Source organism: Porphyromonas sp. HMSC065F10 (assembly GCF_001808555.1).
Classification (GTDB): Bacteria; Bacteroidota; Bacteroidia; order Bacteroidales; family Porphyromonadaceae; genus Porphyromonas_A.
The window spans coordinates 1-2,036 of sequence record NZ_KV793768.1 but is presented as its reverse complement, the minus strand read 5'-3'; the positions used below and the strand labels follow the sequence as shown (position 1 = coordinate 2,036).

Annotated in this window: 1 protein-coding gene; it reads right to left on the bottom strand. The window is 55.6% G+C overall.

Annotated features, from left to right (window positions below; all coding sequences use genetic code 11):
- Positions 1-54: 54 nt before the first annotated feature.
- Positions 55-1,878 (bottom strand): Na/Pi cotransporter family protein, encoded by a 1,824-nt coding sequence (locus HMPREF2890_RS02840; protein WP_070465026.1) that lies wholly within the window; start codon positions 1,876-1,878, stop codon positions 55-57.
- Positions 1,879-2,036: the final 158 nt, after the last annotated feature.

Below are 2,036 nucleotides of genomic sequence, written 5' to 3'. Positions count from 1 at the left end.
CTGTTTCACCCACCATTTTGACCTATACGCCTCTTTTTTTATGGGTGGTCGCTCTTAGTGCTTCTTATTGGTCAGCGCCTCCACCACATTGATGGCGTAGTCGGCGAAGTGCTCGTACTCATCGATGTCGTCAACGTAGTAGACGGAGGCCTCGTAGGGATACTTGAGCGCACCGACGTCTGCAATATTTTGCTTCTCGAGAGCATCCCGTCGGTTGTTCATCTCATTCTCAAGGTTCTGCGCCTTGTAAAAGAAAGACTCATCCCTCGGATAGGTCTCCACGGTGGCGACGGTATTGTCGAGGATCTGCTCGCAGAGGGTATGGAGCTCAAGGAGCGTGGCGACCAGCTCAGGAGCCATCTCGACGGAGTTGCCGCGCTGGCGACGCAGTGCTCGACCGATATTGAAGCAGGAGTCACCCATACTCTCGATCTCGGTGGCACAGCGCATATAGGCCTGGATGTCGTGGTGGGTCTCCTTGGAGAGGTCGTTGGTACTCAGCCGGGTGAGGAAGTCTACGATCTCGATCTCCACCCGGTCACAGATATTCTCATACTTCTCCAGTCGCGTGAAGGTCTGCGTGAAGCGCCCCGGATCCTCCTCTAAGTAGAGCTCCCGCACCATGGCGAGCATCGTGCGGATCCGACCGAGGTAGATCCCCATCTCTCGCTGCACCTGCAGGAGAGAGAGCTCACCGGTGGAGAGCAGCGGGGCGGAGACAAATTGGAGGTGGCTGTACTCCTTATTCCCCCCATGCTTCTTCGCCGGGCGGATCACCTGCTCGCAGATCTTGGCATAGAGGGGGATAAACCAGATCATGAGCAGCATATTGGTGACATTGAAGCAGGTATGGAAGAGCGAGAGCCCGATACTTACTGCGCTGACGTAGGAGAGTATCTGCCCTTGCACTGCACTCATCTCCGGGTCGGTCAGCGTCTCGCCACCGGTCATCAGGCTGATCTGGTCGCTCGTAAAGCGACTCCCCAGCGAGCCTATGTAGTCATACAGCTCCCTCGGGTCGGCTCCCCCACCGCTCACCACCATCGAGGCGACGAGGTTAGTGACGGGGAAGAAGAGGATCAGCACCCAAAGGACGCCGAAGACATTGAAGAGCAGGTGCGAGAAGGCAGCCCGCTTGGCGGTCGTATTGGCGCTCAGAGCAGCGAGGTTGGCTGTGATCGTGGTACCGATATTCTCTCCGAGGATCATCGCCGCACCGATGTGGAAGGGGATCCACCCCTGAGCACACATCACGAGCGTGATCGCCACCATCGCACTGGACGACTGGACGATCAGCGTCAAGACACTACCGATAAGGAGGAAGATCAGGATCGACCCATAGCCCATCCCGGTGTACTTGGAGAGGAAGGCGAGCGCCTCGGGACTGCTCTGCAGGTCGGGCATAGAGTTCTTGAGAAACTCAAGACCCAAAAAAAGCAACGCAAAGCCGAAGATGAACTCTCCTATGGCATTGAGGTTGCTTTTCTTAGAGAATATGAGTGGGATGCCTATCGCCATCATCGGTATCGTGAAGGCACTTATCTCCACCTTAAATCCCAGTAGCGAGATGACCCACGCCGTCGCCGTGGTACCGATATTGGCACCCATGATGACGCCTATCGCCTGCGTGAGGTTGAGGAGCCCGGCATTCACGAAGCTCACCACCATCACCGTCGTAGCCGAGGAGGACTGGATCATCGCGGTGATGAAGAGCCCGGTGAGCGCACCGAGGAAGCGATTGGAGGTGATGGCCGAGAGCAGCGAGCGGAGGCGATCTCCGGCAGCTTTCTGCAGACCCTCACTCATGATCTTCATCCCGTAGAGGAAGAGACCGAGGGACCCAAGCAGGCTGAGGAAGTCAAGTAGACTGTAATTCATGACTTAATAGGCTTTCAGAGCAGAGAGGTATGCGGGAAAAGCTCAAGGAGTACACCCTCTCCTATTAAATACTTTTACAAAGGTACCTACAAAATGGCAATAGCCGTGAAAAAGAAGCCCCACAATCAGGGGTAACGCATTTGAGTTTCACAGCTAAG